This window comes from Asticcacaulis sp. (genome assembly GCF_047605585.1).
Taxonomy (GTDB): Bacteria; Pseudomonadota; Alphaproteobacteria; order Caulobacterales; family Caulobacteraceae; genus Asticcacaulis.
Genome location: NZ_JASGFK010000007.1, coordinates 65,819 through 87,685 on the forward strand (window position 1 = coordinate 65,819; position 21,867 = coordinate 87,685).

Genomic DNA, 21,867 nt, shown 5'->3' on the forward strand with positions numbered 1-21,867 from the left:
AATATGTCGTCAACCAATTATGGCTTTTTTGAAATTGAAATTACTGGTTGACCGATTTTTCGAAAATCGTATATTGTGTGACAAAAGAATGAAATGAAACGGGATAGCCAGAAAATGGTCGGAAACAAGTCAGGATAGTCTCTGTAAAATTAAATTTCGGTCGCTTGCGTCATTGTAGCGATCGCTTTGTGGCGCCAAGCATCCAAATTGGTCGATGTATTGCGCTCATTTTTTCAATCAAATCTCCAGCCTTGAGTCTGGCTCTCGGCGGCAAGCATGGTGAAGGCCCTCGCACTGCGACGGGTCAGCGTATTGGCTCAACCTGAATGTCCTTCCGATCTGTTTGGCGGGCACAGTTCAGGGCGAAAAAGAAAAAGGGAACAAAAATGCTCAAGAAACAAATAATCCTGGCGGGTGTAGCGACAACGGCTTTGCTGATCGGCTCCTCTGCCTATGCCCAAACCGATACGAGCGCTCCGGCAGCGACCGCTCAAGCCTCACAATCCGAACCGACGGAAGTTGTGGTAACCGGTTTCCGCAAGTCTTACGCGGACGCGGTCAAATCGAAGCGTAACAATATCGAAATCACCGATGGCGTGTCGTCGGACGGTTTGGGCCGTTTCCCGGACCTGAACGTCGGTGAGGCCCTGCAGCGCGTGCCGGGCGTCCAGATCAACCGCGAAGCCGAAGGCCGTAACGCCACCATCAACCTACGCGGCATGCCGGGCTCCTATGCCCGCACGACGCTCAATGGCGAAGCCTTCGCCGAACCGCCGGCGCTTGATTCGGATTCGAGCGGCCCGCTGGGGGCCTTCAACTCCGATATCTTCAGCGCCTTCGTCGTGGAAAAGTCGCCGATGGCCAATGCCCAGTCCGGTGGCCTGAGCGGCAATATCGACATGCAGATCGCACCAGCCCTGTCACGTAAGGACGGTGGTTTTGCCAAGGCGTCCTATGAATATAATACCTTGGGCGATCTCGGTTCACCGGCGTTTACTGTTGGATATAACAAGCATCTGTCGAGCAATTTCGCCATGTTCGGCACCGTGGCCTATAAGCGCGAAAAGTTCCGCCGCGACACGCTGCGCTTCAACACCTATAGCCGTCTGGAGCCGACTATTACGGGCCTCAGTAACGCCGATTTTGCCTCGACCTATGGTCAGTACTACTCAGCTGACGCTTGTTCCAGTGGCACCTTCTGTCAGTCGCTGGCCAGCGCGCTCGGTATGACGCAGGCGGCGGCCGAAGCCGCCGGCTACATCACAAGCACGACGGGTTCGAAGGGCAATTCCGGCGCCTGGGCTGACAGCGCTATTCGCCAATATAGTCGCATGAACGATGGCACGCTCTGGACCGCCTCGGCGGGTATGGAGTGGAAGCCAAACGACAACACCAAGGTGGGTTTGATCGGTTACTATTCTGATCGCGACCTGCCGAAAACCACTCAGTATTTCCTCATTGACGCGGTCTGGGATGGGGCCGGCATCATGACCCCGAACGGTGATCCGGTGCAGACCTCCGATGGTCGCTGGGTCTATCCGGAAGTGACATATACCAACTATCCGGCCAAGTCCTCGACGCGTCTCTATTCGCAGCACCAACAGTCGAAGGGCTTGATGGCCAATTTCGACTGGCATAACGATCAATGGCACATCACAGCCGTGGCGACGAAGTCGCAAGGCTCGAACTCCTCGACCGAAACCGAACTCGATCTGCAAACCAATTCGACCACGGCTGGCAATGGTCTGACCGCAAGCCTCAACACCGGCCTGGGTGATCTCGATAACTTCTCCTACAGCGTCACGCCTGATCAGCGTAATTTCCTGATGGAAGACTGGACGACCTGGTCGGCCAGCGATCCGGAGAACTGGTACACGACCGACAAGGCCTACACGCTCAACATCTCGGGCAGTGAAAGCTTTGCCACCAATGATGTGACCTCGGCGCGCTTCGATGCCGAACGCTACGTTTCCTGGGGGCCGATCACCAGCATTCAGGGCGGCGTTCGACTGGAGCAAAATCGCTTCAAGTCGACCGGTTTCCGCAACATGGCCTATGGTGCCCAGCTGGATAATCTGACGGCGGATATGCTGATCAATTCGCCAACGGCCAGCAGCTTCATGGAAGGGGATGCCAATATCAGCACGAACTGGCCGGCGATCGATGCTGAGAAGTTCATCGCCGCGGTGACACCGGTCGCAGTCTATAATGGTGGCGGTCTGACGGCGGTCGGCTTCAACATCAAGTATACCGACGGTGCCTTCGCGAACTACAACTACACCAATCAGAATGATTTGACCGAAGCCTACATCCAGGCCAAGTTTGAGACCGCCATGAATGGTCGCCGCATCCGCGGTAACTTCGGCGTGCGTTATGAAGACACCCAGAACAAGATCAATACGCTCGATCAGGTCGTCAACTTCGCCAGCGGCGACGGTGTTGGCTCGCTGGATAACTTCGCGGTCAACAGCCTGACCAACAAGTACCATCAGTGGCTCCCATCGGCGATTTTTGCCGCTGACCTGACGGACGACCTGGTTCTACGCGGTGCCTATTACAAAACCTATGTGCGCCCGCAGGCTCGTCAATATTCACCGGTGTCGCACTTCTACCAGCCGATCTTGAACGGCAGCATGACGACCTCGACCCTGTCCGTTTATGATGCGACGGTGACACTGGGTAACAACAAGCTGCACCCATACCTGGCCGACTCGGTTGACCTGTCACTCGAATGGTACAACCGCCCCAACAGCGTCATGTCGCTGGCATGGTTCAAGAAGAAGATCACCGGTCGTATCGTGGCCACGAGCGATCCCGCGATCCTGTGTCCGTCGGACGGCGGCGGCTGGGGCTATGGCGCTTTGAGCTGGGATGGCACCTATTGTACGGCCACCGAGCTCACCACGGCCAGTTCGGTTACCCACGTGAATGCATCTGGCGCCTATAACCTGGATTCTCCGACCTATGTTGACGGTATCGAGCTGAACATCCAACAGAACCTGGATTTCCTGCCGGGCTTCTGGAAGAATTTCGGCGGTAATTTCAACTACGCCTATACGACCTCGAAGAGTGACGCGATCGCGCCGTTCCCCGGCATCTCGAAGCACGCCGTCAACCTGATCGGTTATTACGAGACGACGAAGTTCGGCATCCGCGCCGTCTATAACTGGCGCTCGGCCTATGATCTGAACGCGAATGGCACCTATACCGGCGGCGCTCGTTCGGTTCGGGCCCGTGGCCAGCTCGACATGTCGGCGTCCTACAATCTCAATGATCGCGTCACAATCTCGCTGGATGGTTACAACCTGACCAACTCTCTGCGTTATGAGTACGAAAACGACGAAGCGATCGTCCGTAACATCGACTATGACGGTCGCACCTACACCCTGACCGTCAAGACGAACTTCTAGTTTCGCGTTTCTTTCGCGGATGGCGCTCCCTGGCATCCGCATATTTGGGACCTCCCAGCCTCAATCCGCCCATCTCCCTGGATTGTTGCTTACCTTCCCAGAAGCCTGGCTCCCTTCCCCAGGGGCCAGGCTCTTTTTTTAGTGTTTAAAGCGACGCTTTTGGTCGTGCTTTGTCTTTGGATGTCGTCCACAGTCGGGAAATCGACAGGAGCCTGAATGCCCGAGCCTATCCGCAAACTTGTGATCGCCGGCGGTGGCACGGCCGGCTGGATGACGGCGGCCTGGTTTGCCCGTCTGCTACACGGTGCGCCGGTTGAAATCGTTCTGGTGGAAAGCGACGAGATCGGCATTGTCGGGGTAGGGGAAGCGACCACGCCCTATATGCACCTGTTCGACAGAGCGCTGGGCATAGACGAGAACGACTTCCTTAAATTTACCGGCGGCACTTTCAAGCTCGGCATCGAGTTTGTCGATTGGGGCCGGATCGGGAACGCCTATCATCATTCCTTCGGCATGCCGGGCCGCGACTACGGCCCCATGCCGTTTCACAGCGTCTGGATGCGGAACGCTCTGTCCGACCCGGCGGACACGCTGGCCGCCTATAACCTGCAAACTCAGGCGGCCCTGCATGGCAAGTTCATGCGGCCCAATGGCGCCAATTCGCCGCTGGCCGATATCACCTACGCCCTCCATTTCGATGCGGCTCTCTATGCCAAATATCTGCGCGGCCTGGCGGAAGACGCGGGTGTCCGGCGCATCGAAGGCCGGATCGAGCAGGTCCGCCTGACGGCTGATGGATCGATTGAAGGCCTCTCCCTGACGGAAGGCCGATCGATCGACGGCGATCTCTTTATCGATTGCACCGGCTTCCGTTCGTTGCTGCTGGGTGAGGCGCTTGGCATAGGCTTCGAGGACTGGTCGCACTGGCTGCCCTGCGATCGGGCCTGGGCCGTACCAACCGCACGCGAAGGGGCGCCGCTGCCGTTCACGCGGTCCACGGCCCGCTCGGCCGGCTGGCAATGGCGTATCCCTTTACAGCACCGCGATGGCAACGGCCTGGTCTTCGCCAGCGCCTTCATGGACGAGGCAGAAGCGGTCGATCAACTGGTGGCCAATCTGGAAGGTCCGCCCCTGGCCGATCCGCGCCTGATCCGCTTCCAGACCGGTCGGCGCAAAAAGGTCTGGGAAAAGAACTGCGTCGCCATTGGTCTCGCCGCAGGTTTCCTTGAGCCGCTGGAATCGACGGCTATCATGCTGATACAGAAGGCCATCACCTATCTGCAGTATCTATTCCCCGATCAGGGTTTTTCCGCCGCGGACCGCGATCTCTATAATGCCGACATGAGTCGCGAATATGAGATCGTGCGCGATTTCCTCATCCTGCATTACCGCGCAAATGAGCGTTCGGATTCTGAGTTCTGGCGTTATTGTTCATCCATGCCCATTCCCGACAGTCTGGAAAACCGCATCGACCTGTTCCGCTCACGTGGCCGCATCCTGGAAGTGCCCGGCGAACAGTTCCGCGTGCCGAGCTGGCTGGCCGTCATGTGGGGGCAAGGGTTGCGTCCAGCGGCGCCCGATCCCCTGGCCATGACCCTCAATGAAACCGAAGTGACGAATTGGCTGGCCGGTATGCGCGATGTCATCGCCCGTTGCCGCGATCACATGCCGGATCATGCTGACTTCATCGCCCGTCACTGCGCGGCGCAAACCGCACACTAAATCCTTGTCTGGAACATCATCTATGAAAACCGCCCTGTTATGTGCCGCCGCTTGTTTGACCTTTTCATGGACGCTGCCGACCTATGCCGGTACCCCGCTCTACACCTATGTCAATCCGATGGTCGGGGTGGGAAATGATAATGAAGGCGACACGGTGCCGGGACCAGCCCTGCCGTCGGGCTCCATCCATCCCAGTCCGGAAACCCTGACGGGCAGTAATGCCGGCTACGATCCGGCGACACAGATCAGCGGGTTCGGTCAGTTGCATACGCAAGGCTCCGGCGGTGTCACCACCTACGGCACCTTCCTGGTGTCGCCGCAGGTGGGGGCGCCGGTCTTCGATGAGGCTGCGCATCTCTCCGATAAGTCGGGCGAGCAGGCCGCCGCCGATCTCTATGCGGTGACGCTCGATCGCTACCAGACGCGGGTAGAGGTCACGCCCTCGCATTACGCCGCCATCTATCGTGTCAGCTTCCCCCAGACGGATCAGGCGCAGCTCGTTTTCGACATTACCCGCAAGATCAAGGGGCTGGTCGCTTCCGACCAGGCCGATGTGACGCTCTATCCAGAGGCAGGCAAGATCATCGGCCATGTGAAGGCCAAGGGCTATTGGAACCCGGCCCTGGTCGATATTTGGTTCTGCGCCGAGGTCGATCAGAAGCCCACGGCCTGGGGTGTTTTCAAGAATGGCGAAACCCTGACCGGTGCGACCTCAGGCGCCACCCCCGCCGATCAGCGGCTTGGCGCCTGGTGGAGCTTCGATACGCAAGGTAAAAAGCCGGTGCTTATGAAGATCGCCGTCTCCTTCATCTCAGCCGAAAAGGCTGAAGCCCTGTTGGATCACGACATCCCCGCCTGGGATTTCGACGGCGTGCGTCAGGCGGCGCAATCGGCATGGGACGCCTCGCTCAGCAAGATCGAAATTTCCGATGTGCCGGAAGCGGACTTGAAGCGCTTCTATACAGCGCTTTATCACACGGCCATCCAGCCGCGTGACCGTTCGCTCGATCAGGCTGATGGCGATCTCGGCACACCGCACTGGGATGACTACTACACCTTGTGGGACACCTACCGCACCGAGTTTCCGCTGATGTCGCTGATCCGCCCGCGTGACTATGCCGGCAATATCGCCTCCATCGTCCATGCCTTTGATCGCTTCGGCGCCTTCGATACCGCCTTTATCGCCGGGCAGAACTATCATGTGGGGCAGGGTGGCGACGAGGTCGATAATGTTATCGGCGAGGGACTGATCCGCGGCGTGCCCGGTGTCAACTGGCAGGACGCCTACCGTGTGACGCACTTTAACGCCTTCCAGCGTCGTAGCCCGCGTTACCTGAGCCATCTCTATTTCGCGGTGGGTGACAAGAGCCCGGAGCCGGATAACCAGCGCGCCCGCTCAGGCTCATCGACCATCGGCTTTGCGCTCAATGACTTCTATGCCGGCAAACTGGCCGAGGTTGCAGGCCACACGAACGAGGCGGCCGTGCTGGCCTCGCGCGCGAAGATGTGGCGCAATGTCTGGAACGCAAAGGCAGAAAGCGACGGCTATACCGGCTTCATCCTGCCGAAACAGGTCGATGGCGCCTTTCAGGATATCGACCCGAAACTCGGTTGGGATGGCAAGACCTATAACAATGTCGGCTTCTACGAAGGCACGGCCTGGATCTATTCCTACGACATGCTGCACGATATCCCCGGCATGGTCACGGCCATGGGCGGACGGGAGATGTTCATCAAGCGCCTCCAGCATGCCCTGTCATCGGGTCTGATCGATATCACCAACGAGCCGTCCTTCTCGACGTCGTGGCTGTTCAGCAATGTCGGCCGTCCCGATCTCAGCGCCTACTGGGCCAATGAAATTTTCAAGAAGTTCCCGGCCAATGCCTATCCGGGTGACGAAGACAATGGCGCCATGAGTTCGCATTACGTCTTCAATCGTATCGGTTTGTTCCCGAAGCTGGGCACGGACCTGTTCTATCTGCACGGACCGCATCAGCCAAAAACCGATATTCATCTGGAGAACGGCAAGACCTTCACGATCATCGCCCATAATGCCGGGCCGGATCAGATCTATATTCAGACAGCCACTCTGAATGGCCGGCCTTTGAACACGCCCTGGATATCGCAGGCTGACATCATGAAGGGGGGGCAACTGGAACTGCGCCTGGGCAGCCAGCCGAGCCACTGGGGGCAATAAGCCTGGCCGCAGCGTCAAATTCATTTGCCAATTTTATCCGGAGAGATAGATTGGTCAGACAATATATCTTGAGGTAGAGCCTATGTTTTCAAAGAAGCGCATATCGGGAAACTTGCGGAAAGCCAGTACCATCGCCCTATTAGGACTGGGTCTGAGCCTTGTTCAGGCCATGACGGCGAACGCCATGATCGGGGCGCCAGTCTCGACGCGCTTCAATGGCGATCCGTCGCCGCATTACTTCAAGGGCCGTTACTATCTTTACGCCACAAACGATCAGGATAATTCAGGCAAGTACTGGGATTCGACCGACTGGCGCGTCTTCAGTTCGAAGGACCTGGAACACTGGCAGGACGATGGTTCTTTCCTGTCGGTGACGGTATTCAAGTGGGCGCGTCCCGATGCCAAGGCCTGGGCGCCGGAAGCCGCCTATCGCAACGGCAAATACTATTATTACGCCCCCGTCGGTGGCGATAAGATCGGCGTGGCGGTATCGAAATCACCGGAAGGCCCGTTTGTCGATGCGCGGACCGATGCCCTGATCGACAAGGCGAGGGACGCCAATGCCGGCGCCGAGCCGATTGACCCAACCGTGCTGATCGACGATGACGGGCAGGCCTATCTCGCCTTTGGCACGCGCGTGCCGAAAATCGTCAAGCTGAAGCGTGACATGATCCATACGGACGGCCCGATCATGGATCTGGTTATCACAGGCTTTCCCACCGACGATCCGAAGAAGAAGTATGGTGAGGCGCCCTTCTTCCACAAACACAACGGGCTCTACTATTTCAGCTTCTCGACCGGCTGGCCCGGCCAAATCGTTTATGCCACGTCAAAATCGCCGATGGGGCCCTATGCCTATCGTGGTGTGATCCTCGATTACCTGCCGATCTCGACCAATCACCAGGCGATCATCGAGCGCAAGGGCAAATCCTGGCTGTTCTATCACAACAGCCTCCTGCCGGGCGGCGGCGACTACAGGCGCTCCATCGCCATCGAGCCCATGACCTATAATCCGGACGGTACGATCAACGAAGTCCATCCGACCGCGCCGGCGGTTACGCCGACCAAATAACGAAAAGCCCCGGTATTTCTACCGGGGCTTTTTTACAGTCTAGAGTTCCGCCGGCAGCGGCACATCCGCCGCCTTGAGTGTCACCCGTCCAGAGACGAGGCCATTGCTGCGCGCGATCACTGTCACCGTGCCGGTGGCCTTGCGCTCTCCCTGAAGGATCGCCTGGGCCAGGCCGTTGAAGGCCATGCGTGAGGTGGCGCGGTCGGGCTCGTGGCTGGTCGGATTGCCATTGCCGACACCGATGATCTGCGCTGGGCCATCGACATCGAAATGGATCAGGTTGTCGGCGCGCGGTACGGGCACGCCGGCGCGGTCGAAGACTTCGGCCTTCAGCATGATGACATCACGCCCATCGGCATTGAGCGCGGTGCGGTCCGCCGTCAAAGTGACGCTATAAGCGGGGCCGGCCGTCTTGCGCGTCTGTTTCATCACGACCTTGCCGTTCTTGTAGCCATAGGCGGTGATCGATCCCGGCGTATAGGGCACCGACCATTCGAGGTGGCGATCCTTCACGACCGTCTTTTGCCCGGCGCTCTTGCCATTGACGAACAGTTCGACGGCATCGAGATTGGAATGGACCCAAACCGCGATATCCTGGCCTTCCTGACCCTCCCAGTTCCAGTGCGGGAAGAGGTGCATGACCGGCGCTGCCTGCCACCAGGACTTGTAGTAATAGTAGATATCCTTCGGAAAGCCGCAGGTATCGAGGATGCCGAAGTGAGAGGAAATTTCCGGCCAGCGGTTGAAGGGGGTCGGCTCGCCGCGATAGTCGAAGCCGGTCCAGACCAGTCCACCGGACAGATAGGGCTTGGAATTATAAAGCGTCCACCAGGCCTCGGCCGTCAGGGCATAGGAGGGGGCGTCGAGGTCGTAGGCACGGACATAGCCCTTGGCCTCGTCGCGGACATATTCGCCGCGCGTCGAAACCGCGCTGGCCGTTTCCGTGCCGACGATCGGCATGTCAGGGTACAGCTTGCGAAAGGGTTCGATATCCGATTCATGATAGTTGAAGCCCATGACATCCAGCGCCGGGGTGATGCCGTGACCCATATAGTGGTTCATGGCGGCGGTGACCGGCCGGGTCGGGTCTAGCGACTTGACCAAGCGGCGCATATCCATCGCGATCTTGAGGCCGCGCTCGGTGCCCTGCTGTGCCGTTTCCTCATTGCCGATCGACCAGAGGATGATGCTCGGATGATTGCGGTCGCGGCGGATCAGGGTTTCCAGCTGTTCGAGCCCGGTCGGCGTCGAGGTCATCAGGCGCGTTTCATCGATCACCATCATGCCGAGTTCATCGCAGGCGTCGAGCAGTTCGGGCGTGGGTGGGTTGTGCGAACAGCGCCAGGTGTTCGAGCCCATATCCTTGAGCTGCTTGACGCGCCAGTATTGCAGGGCATCCGGAATAGCGACGCCGACACCGGCATGGTCCTGGTGGTTGTTGGTGCCCTTGATCTTCATCCACTCGCCATTGAGGAAGAAGCCCTCTTTCGCGTCGAAGCGGATATCGCGCACGCCGAACCGGCTGCTGTAGGTATCGAGGACCGTATCACCGTCCTTGAGTTCGGTGCGCACCGTGTAGAGATGCGGGTCGTCCAGCGACCAAAGCCGCACCGGTGAGAGGGCGCCGGACTGGCTGACGGTGGCGCCCTTGCGCGCTTTCACATCGGTGGCGGCGGTCAGCTGCGCGACCGTCTTACCATCCCGGTCCGTCACGGTTGAGATCACTTGCAGGGTGCGGTCGCCATCGGTGGCATTGGTCAGGTCGGTGTCGATCGACAGCTTGCCGGAGGTGTCGGCGCGAATACAGGCGCCCCACTGATTGATATAGGTCCGTGCCGTCTTGACCAGCCAGACGTGGCGATAGATGCCGCCACCCTCGTAGAACCAGCCCTCGCCCAGGGTGGCGTCGGCGCGCACCAGAAGCACGTTCGGGCCGTCGACATTGATGAAGTTGGAGATATCGACCGTGACAGGGCAATAGCCGCTGTCATGACGCGTGAGGATATAGCCGTTGAAGATGATGGTGGCGTCGCGGAAAATGCCATCGAACTCGATGGTCAGGCGTTTGGCTTCATCGGCCTTGCTGAGGGTAAACACCTTGCGGTACCAGCCGATGCTAGTTTCCGGGAACTTGCGTCCCACGGCCTTGTAGCCATGGCCGGCGGCGGCATCGCCGTCTTCGGGATTGGCTGGCGGAATGAAGTATTCGTTTTTGACGAAAGGCAGATCGATCACCCAGTCGTGCGGTAGGTTCACCGGCTGCCAGGTGCTGTCATCGAAATCGAGCGCCGCGGCGGTGGCGACATTGGCGCCCTGTTTGGCAAAGGTCTTCTGGTTAAGGCCAAAATCGAAGTCGCGATGCACCTCGGTGGCGTGGCCCAGGGCAAAGCGCCAGCCGAAGTCCAGCGATATGCGTTCGCGCGGGCCCAGGTCCAGATTTAACTTTGGCGCTTGCGGCGCGCTTAAGGCCGGGGTGGCAGCCAGCGGCACCGTCAGGGCGGCTGCGGTCTTGAGCAGGGTGCGACGGTTCGGCTGTATCACAGAAGGTCCTTTCGGGCGGTGCTTGACGACTTTTTGACCCTATAACTGGTTGACCAAATGATCAAGATTATAACGTGTCAACTTTGAAAAGCAGAGCATTTTTAATATTATACCTACCAGTTCAGGGTCTTTTGACTTGCGTTTCCAGTCTCTATCTGCTGCTAATTGGTCGATCAGTTTCGGTCGCACAACCGATCTGAAAATAAGATAAGATGGTCGTGACCACGATGAGGAAGCCTTGATGAAACGAAGCCAGCAAATGCTTGTGTCTGCGGTAAGCCTGATGGCCGCCGTAATGGCTGGGAGTGTCTTGGCGCAATCGCCTGATTTTGTTCTTTATGACAACGGACAGATAGCCAGCATCATCCATAGTGAAAAGGGTTCCGGCGCAACCGCCGGGCTGGCGGCCGGTATGCTGGCCTCCGACCTGCAAAAGGTGACGGGGCAAACGCCTGTGGTCTCCACGCGCCTGTCGGCCTGCAAGCCCGACTGCATCGTCATCGGTGATCTGGAAAGCCCGCTGGTCAGGCAATTGGCGAAGGTGAACGGGATCGATCTGGCCGTCCTCGCCGGACAATGGGAGCGCTACGGACGCGTGGTCATCACCACGCCGGCGCACCAGAATATCCTGTTGATTTACGGTTCTGACCGGCGCGGCATGATCTATGGCGTCGTCGATCTGACGCGCGAAATGGGCGTATCGGCCTGGGAATGGTGGGCTGATGTCGCCCCGCGCCGTGTGAACGCCCTGCATGTATCGGGTGCTTCGGTTATATCGAAGGCGCCGTCAGTCACCTATCGCGGTATTTTTCTGAATGACGAAGACTGGGGTCTCAAGCCCTGGGCGGCTGAAACCTACGATCCGCAGACCGGCAATATCGGCCCGAAAACCTATGCGCGGATATATGAGCTGATGTGGCGCTTGAAGGCCAATACCCTGTGGCCGGCGATGCACGATGTCTCGACACCGTTTTACGATATCAAAGCCAATCCAAAACTGGCTAATGACTATGCCATCGTCATGGGCACCTCACATTCCGAAGCGCTGATGCGCAATAATTTCGGTGAATGGAACGCAAAGCAGGACGGCGATTTCAATATCTTCACCAATCAAAGCCGTATGGCCGCCTACTGGCAAAAGCGCGTCTCAGAGGTCAAGGGCTTCGACAATCTCTACACGGTGGGCCTGCGCGGTGTTCATGATACGCCGATGGAGGGCGCGGACACGCTGGATCAGGCGCGCCAGGGCCTGCAGATGGCGCTCGACAGCGAGCGTGGTATCCTGAGCCAGACCTTAAGCAAGCCCGCCGATAAAATTCCCCAGACCATGACGCTCTACAAGGAAGTGCTGGACACCTACCAGTCGGGCTTCAAGGTGCCGGAAGATATCACGCTTCTCTGGCCCGACGACAATTACGGCTATATCCGCCAGTTGCCGACCGGTGCGGAAATCCAGCGCCCCGGCGGCACGGGCGTCTATTATCATCTGTCCTACTGGGGGCAGCCGCACGATTATCTCTGGCTGGCCACCACCCATCCCGGTCTGATCGCCGAGGAAATGAGCAAGGCCTGGGCGCGTCAGTCACGCCGCGAATGGATTTTCAATGTCGGCGATATCAAGCCCGGCGAATTCCTGACCCAATATGCGCTCGACCTGGCCTTTGATGCCGACGGCTTCAACACGTCGCCGCGTGAAGCGCTGCGCCGATGGGCCGCCACCCAGTTCGATGACGGCAAAGCGACCGAAATTGCCGCTATTCTGATGGACTATTACGACCTGGCTTTCGCCCGGCGGCCGGAGTTTCTCGGCTGGAATGGCGTCGAGCCGGTGACCCGGCCGCAGACCGATGGTTTCATTGGCGAGGATGGCTATGAGGCACAAGATCGCCTGAAGGCCTATGCAAGCCTGACCAAGCGTGCCGAAGCGCTTGCCGCTACCCTGCCGGCGGATCGGCAGGCGGCCTATTTCGAGCTGGTGCTCTATCCGGTGCGCAGCGCCGCCAATCTCAACAAGCGTATCCTGTCGCTTGATCTGGCCGCGCTTTATGCGCGTGACGGCCGCGCGGCCGCCAACAGTTATGTCAGTGACGCTCAGGCGGCCCAGACAGGGATTGATGCTGATACCGTCGCCTATAACGCGCTGGAAAACGGCAAGTGGCAGCATATGATGGATGCCCGGCCCAGAGACCTGCCAATCTTTACGCCGCCGGCCTGGCCGCAATATGCGGCTCCCGATCGAACCGGCTGCGATCTGGCCTTCTCCGGCGGACGGGTGATCAATGCCCATGATTTTCCGCACCTGACCTTTGTGCGCGGCGTGCCCGGTGAGCAGGTGATCGAGGTCTATAGCCGCGAGGCCAAAGATACGTCTGTTACGGTTAAGCCGATCGCCGGTATCATCACCGACACGACGAACCTGACGCTTGACGCGGCCTCACGCTGGCAGTCGCGCCTGCCTATCCATTGGAGCGGGCAGGGGCGATCGGGTGAGGTGGCGATCGCTTGCGGCGCGCAGACCTTCAAGGTTCCGGTCGATATCGTGGATGGGCCTGCCACGCCGGTCGATGCCGTCGAGACGGAACGTCGGGTGACGATCCCCGCTGGCGCCGCAACGGCCACCGGCGACTGGGAGGCGATAGACGAACTGGGCAGCCAGGGTCGCGTCCTGCGTTCGCGCCTTGATCTACCGGGCCATCGCCAGCCGCAGGCTGCCAAGCCCCTGAGCTATAGTGTCTTCACTACCAGCGCCGGCGAGGCCGGTCTTGCTGTGGTCGCACTGCCGACCCATCCCCTGTCACCGGAGACGGGGCTTAAGCTCGGTGTTCAGGTCGATGATGGGCCCATTCAGGTTGTCGATTTCAAGACGGTCGGCCGCAGCGATACCTGGAAGCGCAATGTGCTGAGCAATACGGCTCTGGGGCAGGCGGGCAAGGTCGCCTTGTCGCGCGGCCGCCATGAGGTCAGGGTCTATGCCCTCGATCCCGGCGTGATTCTTGACCGCATCGAGCTCACCTTCGCCGGCGCGCCGACGCGTTATGGCGCGGCCTCTCGCCCCTGAGGCGGCCCACCTTTATTGCGGCCGAACAGTCACCGTCAGGGTGACGGCACGGTTTGCGGGGGCGACCTCTTCATCCGGCGTCATGTCCAGCACCGGGTGCTGATCCGCGGCCCAGTGAATACGGCGGACGCGGGTATCGCGGCCGTTCCCGTTCACGCCATTGCCCCAGGTGTGGTAGACATAGAGCGTGTTGCCGTCGTCATCCGTGGTGAACTCACCATGGCCTGGGCCCTGCTCATAATTCAGGTAATCCGTGACACCTTCGGGCATGGGGACGCTCTTCTGCAGCGGCGCGGTCCATTTATGCCAGCTGTTTATATCCGTCAGGTTGGCGCTGGCGTCGGCCCAGATGCCGCTCACCACATAGGTGGGGCTGACCGTCGAGCTGGAATAGATGATATTGATCCGGTTGTTATGCATCACGGCGAAGCCGCCTTCGGCGAGGTTTTCCTCAGACGAACGGTTCGGTGCGATAAGTGGGACCGGTGCTGACAGAAGCCGCGTTGGCGCTGCCGGATCTACTTTGGCGATCCAGGTTAGCGGATCGCCCAGCGGGCCGGATTGCGGGATATAGCGTTGCGACCAGATATAGTAGGCCTGCCCGCCCACTTCAAAATAGGACATGTCCAGGCTGATATTGGGATAGCCGGTGCGGCCAAGTTTCGATCCATCGGCCTGGTGGATCGCGGTGGGTTTCGACCAGTCGTCCGGATTGCCGGGATCACCGCCCTCGCGCAGCTGCATGATATGGGATTCCACCGTCGACCACAGGCCGCCCTCATTCGACAGGTCATTCGTCGGGTTAAAGCACGGTGCGAACAATATGCTCAGGCGCCCGCCAATCTCGTGAATTTCCGGCGCCCAGTAACAACCGGCGATGACGCGCCCCTCGGCCGTCCTGTCCATTCGCGTGCGACGGTTCAGGAGGTCGATTTCACGGGCCTGACCGCCATTCACGTCAGCCAGGTCTGCAAGGCTGTCGGCCACACGCAGGGGCAGGTGCACGGACCCGACATTATCGTTGTTGGTGTCGTCGGTGGCGACAAACAGGTATTTCGTGACGCCATTGCGCACATAACGGTAGATGGTCGGATCGGCCCGGTTGTCGGCGAAGATTTGCGGAAAGGCCTGCTGCCGCACGGTGCCATGAACCTGATAGATGCCGGGGGCTGCGGTATTCAGGCGCTTGAGGTCTTGCGCGCTCCAGTCGACGGCTCGTGTTACCGATGACCCATCGGAATAGACCAGGCGTACGCGTGTGTCTGCCAGTCCGGCGGTTTGTCCGGCCCGGATCGTCTTGGGTTCCACGGTTGCGCCCGTATTGGTGATGCGGTCGAAACGATTGCTGAATGCGGTCGCGATGGCGGGCGTGACCGGCAGATCGGTCGCAATTTCCGCATCGGCGGCTTGTGCGGTGAAACTTGCCGGTACAGGGGTGTCGGTCGTGGCCAGGTGTCCCGAATGCAGCGCGCCGACATTGTTGTTTGTCGCAATCCGTGTGCGATAGCCGCCGTTCTCGGGGAAAAAGGACGTAGAGATTTTTTCCGTGCGCGCCAGATTTTCGACTGTGGTCCAATACGGAGCACCTGACTTATCCTGCCAGGAAACGACATAATGCCGGGCGGATGAATCCCAGACCGCCCTGGGACTGACCACGCCATTTTTGGCGCCGAAATTAATCAGTCCCAGTTCGGTGAAATCGGTCGGGTCTTCGGGACTCGCCTTGAAGATCAGGGCGCCTGAAGCGGATTGCGCGTCTGGCGCTCCCGCCATGGTGACGCGCGTGGCGATTACCCCTAAGCTGCCATCAGCGAAATAAAACAAGGAGGGTGAAGCGATGCCGCGCAGTTCGACCCGGTCGAGCGCGATATATTCACCTATGGCAAACAGCACACCATAGTTGGCATTCAAAGGGCGCGCGTCGGCTTCGCTGCTGCCAAGCGCGAGGTGGAGGCTGCGGGCGATCACCGGTTGGTTGGCCGCGCTGGCCGTGGTCGGGGTACGGGCATAGGCGATCAAGTGTCGGGCGGTTCGGCCGAGCACCTGAATGTGAAATGTCTTGCTCAGCGATTTGCCGTCGGCGAGCCGAATCGTGCCGGTCAGGCGCGTTTTTACGGGAATGTCGCTATCATTGAGGAGAACGTCGTCTTCGAGCGCAGCGCCCGTGGCGCGCCACTTAATGGCACAGGCGGCCGGCGAGGGCAGGTGTGTGCCCGAGGCAATCACCGGCGGGACGACCCAGGCGTCAGTGCATTCGCTGCGAGGCGTGGTTTCGCTTGCAGCACGGGTTTCCGAAGTGGCCAGGGCATTGAAGGCAAGGCAAGCGGCCAGGGTCAGGGCCGTGGTTTTGATCATCATATCTGTCAGTGACCTTTTGAGTGCTCGGGCGCGGGAGATGTTACGGGTTTTGCTGACGGCCGCCGGGATGGCCATCGGGCGATGAGCGCGGCGCGCTCCCTGGCGGTGATGGCAAGGACCGATCCGTGGCGCGGCGAGGCCGGCAGCCGGAAATCGGCCGGATAGGTCCACTGGATATCGCCCTGCAGGGACTGGGTGGCGAGCGGTATATAGCCGACGCCGCCATAGTTATCGACCCATAGGAAATATTTGTACCCGCTGGTGTCGCCCGGATTGGCTTTGAAGGCGCTTGGGCCTTCGATCTCAGGCGTGCCCGCCTGCCGGCCTATGCAGCGACCGACAACCTGCCAGGCGTTTGAATCTCCGGGTGCGCGCAATATCCTCGAATGCTGGGCGATGACGTCGCCCGAGGGGCAGCCTTGCACCTGGGTGACCTTGGTGAAGCGATAATAGTCGTCGCCGTCACGAAGGACGGTTGTGTCGATCATCCCCCTTGCCTTGACCAGCTCTGGCAAGTCCGCCGATTTGAACCAGGGTTGAGGCGGGCTGAACGTGCGGAAGTCGCGGGTGACCGACATCAGAATCTGCGGGCCGTTGCCGTCTTCCTGAGTATGCGCCGCGTCGGTGAATTCGGTCGATGTCCAGTAGACAACATAGGCATCGATCGTCGGGTCGTAGGTGGCTTTGGGCGCCCAGGTCATGCCGGCGCCCGGCGTGTTGACCTTGATGTGCCGCTGTTGGCTCCAGTGCACCAGATCGGTCGATTCCCAGATTTCGAGGTACAGGCTGCCATGGCTGGTGGAGCCATCCCAGCCGGTCCGTCCAACAGATAAATCCGTAGCGAGCAGGAAAAAGCGATCGCCTTCAGGGGAGCGCATGATGAACGGGTCACGCAAACCCTTTGTACCATGTGTGGACGTCAGAATAGGCTGGGCGTCATTCAGCGCCTGCCAGTGCAGGGCATTATTGCCCTCCGAGACAGCAAACCGCAGTTTCTCGCCGTCGACGGTATCGCCGGTGAAGTAGACGAACAGGTAGGCTTCCATGTCCGATGGCTGGATGCCCGGCTTCGCGGGCAAGGTGGCCGAAATAGGCTCCGTTCCGGCCTGAGCGCTTGTGGCGGGCATTCCGAACAGAACGACTGTTGCAAGGAGGGAAGCAATAAGTCTGATGCGCATGGGAAGGATTGGCGCCAATCTTGTGGGTGGCAAAGACAGTCTTTGAATTTTTCGTTTCCTGCTATGGCGCCGGATATCTCATCAATCCGGAAGACTATAAATTCCAAAGTGGTTGATGAGTGTGGCGCGGTTATAAATTATTTGTCGGACTATTTAGCATGCAAATTAAAAATTCAAGTCTGCAGCACTGCTTTTTATGCGGCGGAGGCCTTTTTTCAAAGAATGCACCATTTAGGTAATTTCAAAATTGGTTGACCGAATTGGTGCGCTAATAGCCGTCATTTACCAGATTCTTATGCGCACAAGGGCGGCGCCGATTTTTATCCTTATGGCCGCCTTATCATGGTGGCGCCGTAGAGTATTCCCGAACGGTGACGCCATGCCTGACAATGCTGCCCTATCATCTTTACACTATCGCGCTTTTTTTACCCGGGTGACTGTGTGAGTGCCGCCGTTGCCACGTCTTCCGTGGCTGCCTCAGCCGGCATAGCCACGCCCGAGCAGACCCTGAGCGAGCGCCTGATCGGCGGCGTCACCTCGCTGTGGGAACATCTCAGCCACCTGTCCCTTGAAGCCATAGCGGTCAATGCCGTCCTGAGCGTGGTCGTGGCCCTCGTCTTTTGGGGTGTCGCCTGGGCTGTATCGGCGGGCCTTTATCGGCTGGTCGGCCGAGCGCACATGCCCGGTGAAAACAGTCTTGGCCTGTCCCTTCGGAAGGCCCTTCGCTTTACCCGCACCATAATCGTCTTTGCCGCCGGCGTGGTGGCGATCAGCTGCATCGCCTCGGTCTGGGGCATTGACCTGTTCGCGCTGATGTCGGCCAGCATGGCAAGCAAGCTGACCCATACGCTCCTGGCCCTGCTGATCGTACTCGTCATCACGGCCGTGGCCTTCGAAGCCGCTGGCCTCCTGATCGGCTATTTCCTATCGCGGCTGAAGTCGCGCAAGGATATGGACCTGCGCCGCGGCGCCCAGATCGATACCCTGGGCCCGATCGTTCGCCGCAGTCTGCAGGCAGTCATTCTGGTGCTGGGCGTGATGATGTTCCTCAGCCAATTGGGCGTGCAGATCGCTCCCCTCTTGGCCGGCGCTGGCGTGGTGGGCATTGCCGTTGGCTTCGGCGCCCAGACCCTGGTCAAGGACTTCTTCACCGGCTTTTTCCTGCTGATCGAGGATATCATCGCCGTGGGTGATATCGTCACCATCGGCTCCAGTACCGGCGCGGTCGAGAACATGACCCTGCGCTATATTTCCCTGCGCGATGCCGATGGCACCTTGCATGTCTTTCCCTATGGCGAGGCCCAGATCATTCACAATCAGACCAAGGCCTTCTCGCGCTATGTCTTCGATCTCCCACTCGCGCTAGACACCGACCTCGACAAGGTGGAAGAGATCCTGAGTGCCGCGAGCGCGCGGATTCAGGCCGAAGAGGCATGGAAAGATCTGATTCTGGAGCCGATTGAGATCCTGGGTGTCGATAGTCTGGCAGATTTTGGCCTGATCCTGAAGGCGCGGGTGACGACCCAGGCCAATGCGCGCTGGAAGGTCGGCCGCGAGTTCAATCGCCGGATCAAGGCTGCCTTCGAGGCCGCGGGCATCGCGATCACTCACAAAGGGGCCTATGCCCCCTGATTGTGGCACCTGACCTTATGGCTCTGATTTTACTGACTTATCTATGGTGCGGCCCTACGGCAGGCGCGCCCTTGGGAGCGTGGCTGTATGTCCGTACCGGCATGAGCTTTTTACTGTTAATTACTATATCTACAGTGAAACATAATTTCTACAGTGCAAATGTAGTTTAAAAACATGGTAAACGTAAATTTAACATTAGTAATAAATACAGAAGTGAAATCAAATAAATATTGAACGGATTTTTGAGTAATGTTATTTCAATGTATAAGCCTAGTAATTTCGTTTTATTGTTTCGTATGCGAAATCAATATCGTTGTTACTTGATGGCGGCGCCGATTGCCCGCCTCACGCGCAAAGAAGCATTGCGCCGCTCCTGGTCCTGAAGGACGCCATTTAAGTGACCGGCATTTGGCCGGACGCCTGAAATTTCGTCAATTCGCCTCGGGAATTCGCCATGACCACTGTGTCCAGCACCAGTTCAACAACGTCTACCAGCACGTCGTCATCATCAAGCGCGTCATCCTTAACCTCCGACTACACCACCTTCCTCCAGCTCCTGACCGCTCAGGTCCAGAACCAGGATCCGTTGTCGCCGATGGATACCACCGAGTGGACCAATCAGTTGGTGCAGTACTCCTCGGTCGAGCAGGAGATGGAATCCAACGAATACCTGTCGACCATTGCCGATGCCCTTACGTCATCTGATTCCGATTCAGAGTCCCTGACCGATGCTGTCAGTTATATCGGCAAGACAGTCAGTACGGACGAGGATACGGCGACCGTCACGTCCGGCGGCTCTGCCACCTGGGATTACGACCTGGGCGATGACGCCACAAGCGCTACCCTGACCATCACCGATTCCGATGGCAATACCATTTGGTCCGACTCCGCTGACGATCTCAGCGAGGGCACGCACAGCTTTACCTGGGATGGGACGGACAGTTCCGGCAATGCGGTGTCGGCCGGCGATTATACGCTCAGCATTACAGCCTCCAATAGCTCCGGCTCCGTCGATGCCTCGGTCGGGGTGAGCGGTACCGTGACGGCTGTCCAGGAAGACGATGATGGCGACACCGTTTTGAAGGTCGGCAATTCCACCGTCGCGGTCGATAGCGTCACCAGCGTTTCCTGATGACTATTTCCCTGTTTTGTGAGGTCAGTTTATGAGTATCAACAGCGCCATGCAATCCGGGGTTACCGCGCTCGCCGCGAACGCCACGGCTCTTGCCACTATCTCGAACAATATCGCCAACTCGCAGACCACGGGTTACAAGAGCGTCACCACGAGCTTCACCGACCTGGTCAGTGGCACCAGCAATACCAACTCCTATACGTCGGGAGGGGTGGTCTCGGTCAATCGCCAGAGTGTGACAACTCAAGGCGAGCTGAACAGTGATACATCTGGCTACAGCCTCGGCATCAGCGGCCAGGGCTTTTTTGTCGTGTCGGAAGAATCGGGTGATGTCGATTCCTCCAGCTCGCTTTTGTTTACCCGTGACGGTTCGTTCTCGACGGATACCGAGGGTAACCTGGTTAATTCCGGCGGTTATTACCTGATGGGCTGGGCCGCCGATTCAAGCGGCAATATCACTACGTCGTCGACGGATTCCAGCCTTTTGACGACCATCAATGTCAGTGATCTGGCCAATGCCCCCTCGGCTACCACGGCGGTCACCTTCTCCGCCAATCTGGATTCGGAAACCGAGGTATCGGACGCCGTCACTGACGGGACCTATGATGAGACCACCGCCGTCGCGGCGTCGGACGAATCCACAACACCCGTGACCTATTCGGCCGCCATGTCGATCTACGATGCCACAACAGGCGCGGGCACGAAGCCGGATACCACGATTTCAGCCACTATCTCGGATTCGCTTGGCCAGGAACACACTGTCACCATCTCCCTGAAAAAAGGCGAGGTCGATACGGATACATCGAGTCCGACCTATGGTGAAACCCAGTGGTACTATGAAGTCTCATCCGACGATGTGACGTCCGACAATGGCCTAAACCAGATTACCACGGGATCAATCTATTTCGATTCCGACGGTAATCTTGACACAACCAACTATACCGGTGATCTGCTGTCCGATGGCGGCCTGACGATCGGGGCCTCGTCCGAAACCTCCGGTGTTCACTGGAATACCGATGTTGGCGCTGATGCTCAGACTATCACCATGGGCTTTGGCACAGATGGCGAGAGCAGCATCACGCAATTGGCGGGGGATAGCACAACCTCTTCGGTAACGGCCAACGGCACAGAATTCGGCAGCCTGTCGAGCGTCGATATCAGCAGCGACGGCCTTGTGACGGCCACCTATAGTAACGGTGACACCAAGGTGCTGGCCCAAGTAGCGGTGGCGACCTTCGTCAATGCCAACGGCCTGACATCGGTTAGCGGCAACGCTTATAAGGTCTCAACCGATTCCGGCAGTTATTCCCTAAAGGTGCCTGGAGAAAACGGCGCGGGTACTATTGAGGCGGACACCTTGGAAGCCTCGACGGTTGATATTGCTGAGGAGTTTACCGCTCTGATCACCGTCCAGCGTGCGTATTCAGCGGCTTCCAAGGTCGTCACCACGGCCGACGACATGCTGCAGGAACTCCTCAGCATTAAGAAGTAATCCGTCAGCCCCATAGGTTGGTAAAAATCCACTTTACTGTGTGGCTGGCCAGACGGCGGAGGGGGCACCGTGCCG

At 58.7% G+C, this 21,867-nt stretch carries 11 protein-coding genes; 8 read left to right on the forward strand and 3 right to left on the reverse strand.

The window, feature by feature from the left end; all coding sequences use genetic code 11:
- Positions 1-386: 386 nt before the first annotated feature.
- The 4 genes from QM647_RS15555 to QM647_RS15570 all read left to right on the forward strand — a co-directional run bounded on the left by QM647_RS15555 (position 387) and on the right by QM647_RS15570 (position 8,401).
- Entirely contained in the window at positions 387-3,410 is a 3,024-nt protein-coding gene (locus QM647_RS15555) for a TonB-dependent receptor (protein WP_414996461.1), read from the forward strand.
- A 216-nt stretch (positions 3,411-3,626) separates the two neighbouring features.
- A complete protein-coding gene (locus QM647_RS15560; protein WP_414996462.1) occupies positions 3,627-5,132 on the forward strand; it encodes a tryptophan halogenase family protein in 1,506 nt (501 codons plus the stop codon).
- Between the two features lie 22 nt (positions 5,133-5,154).
- Positions 5,155-7,329, forward strand: a complete 2,175-nt coding sequence (locus QM647_RS15565) for a GH92 family glycosyl hydrolase (protein ID WP_414996463.1) — start codon at positions 5,155-5,157, stop codon at positions 7,327-7,329.
- Between the two features lie 112 nt (positions 7,330-7,441).
- A complete protein-coding gene (locus QM647_RS15570) occupies positions 7,442-8,401 on the forward strand; it encodes a family 43 glycosylhydrolase (protein WP_414996464.1) in 960 nt (319 codons plus the stop codon).
- A gap of 39 nt (positions 8,402-8,440) precedes the next feature.
- Here the strand turns inward: QM647_RS15570 and galA are convergent, their stop codons facing one another.
- On the reverse strand, positions 8,441-10,942 hold the full coding sequence (gene galA / locus QM647_RS15575) for a beta-galactosidase GalA (protein WP_414996465.1): 2,502 nt from the start codon (positions 10,940-10,942) through the stop codon (positions 8,441-8,443).
- Positions 10,943-11,183: 241 nt separating this feature from the next.
- Between galA and QM647_RS15580 the strand changes: the two genes are divergently transcribed.
- Positions 11,184-14,000 carry a glycosyl hydrolase 115 family protein gene (locus QM647_RS15580; RefSeq protein ID WP_414996466.1) on the forward strand — a complete coding sequence of 939 codons (2,817 nt, stop codon included), beginning with the start codon at positions 11,184-11,186 and terminating at the stop codon, positions 13,998-14,000.
- 12 nt (positions 14,001-14,012) lie between these two features.
- On the opposite strand, the gene QM647_RS15585 is transcribed toward QM647_RS15580, so the two are convergent.
- Together QM647_RS15585 and QM647_RS15590 are read right to left on the reverse strand one after the other, a co-directional pair.
- Positions 14,013-16,358, reverse strand: coding sequence for a family 43 glycosylhydrolase (locus QM647_RS15585; RefSeq protein ID WP_414996467.1), 2,346 nt, complete (start codon positions 16,356-16,358; stop codon positions 14,013-14,015).
- A gap of 5 nt (positions 16,359-16,363) precedes the next feature.
- Complete coding sequence (locus QM647_RS15590) at positions 16,364-17,485, reverse strand: glycoside hydrolase family 43 protein (protein WP_414996468.1); 1,122 nt, start codon at positions 17,483-17,485, stop codon at positions 16,364-16,366.
- Between the two features lie 492 nt (positions 17,486-17,977).
- On the opposite strand from QM647_RS15590, the gene QM647_RS15595 reads away from it, so the two are divergent.
- The 3 genes from QM647_RS15595 (at position 17,978) to QM647_RS15605 (ending at position 21,792) form a co-directional block, all read left to right on the forward strand.
- Entirely contained in the window at positions 17,978-19,168 is a 1,191-nt protein-coding gene (locus QM647_RS15595; protein WP_414996469.1) for a mechanosensitive ion channel family protein, read from the forward strand.
- A 454-nt stretch (positions 19,169-19,622) separates the two neighbouring features.
- Complete coding sequence (locus QM647_RS15600; protein WP_414996470.1) at positions 19,623-20,300, forward strand: flagellar hook assembly protein FlgD; 678 nt, start codon at positions 19,623-19,625, stop codon at positions 20,298-20,300.
- Positions 20,301-20,331: 31 nt separating this feature from the next.
- The gene (locus tag QM647_RS15605; RefSeq protein ID WP_414996471.1) at positions 20,332-21,792 is read left to right on the forward strand and encodes a flagellar hook protein FlgE; all 1,461 of its coding nucleotides are present in this window, start codon (positions 20,332-20,334) and stop codon (positions 21,790-21,792) included.
- Positions 21,793-21,867: the final 75 nt, after the last annotated feature.